The organism is Pedobacter sp. BG31, from assembly GCF_042464845.1.
Taxonomy (GTDB): domain Bacteria; phylum Bacteroidota; class Bacteroidia; order Sphingobacteriales; family Sphingobacteriaceae; genus Pedobacter; species Pedobacter suwonensis.
Genome location: NZ_JBHNZK010000076.1, coordinates 1 through 260 on the forward strand (window position 1 = coordinate 1; position 260 = coordinate 260).

At 54.2% G+C, this 260-nt stretch carries 1 protein-coding gene; it reads left to right on the forward strand.

All coding sequences use genetic code 11. The features are described from left to right. Window positions 1–260, forward strand: a 260-nt coding sequence (locus ACFE6N_RS23620) for a hypothetical protein (protein ID WP_378940392.1), incomplete at both ends; no start/stop codon positions are given.

The window sequence follows — 260 nt, forward strand, 5'->3', positions numbered from 1 at the left end:
AGAGCAGCGTACCAACAGGGAGATTTTACAGGGCTTAGGGAGTTATTATACCCGCAACCTGATTAACAGTTTTGCGCAGGTGGGCACGGGTGGGGCTGTTACTTATCCAATCCCCGTAGGTGCCATTCTGGATAGGAACGAGGGGCGGTTACTTTCGGAGCAGTACCGGGCACAGCTTGATTATCACCGGGTTTGGGCTGCGCACCGGATAGATGCTTTGGTGGGGGTAGAATGGAGGAAGGCCCGATCAACAGGTGCAT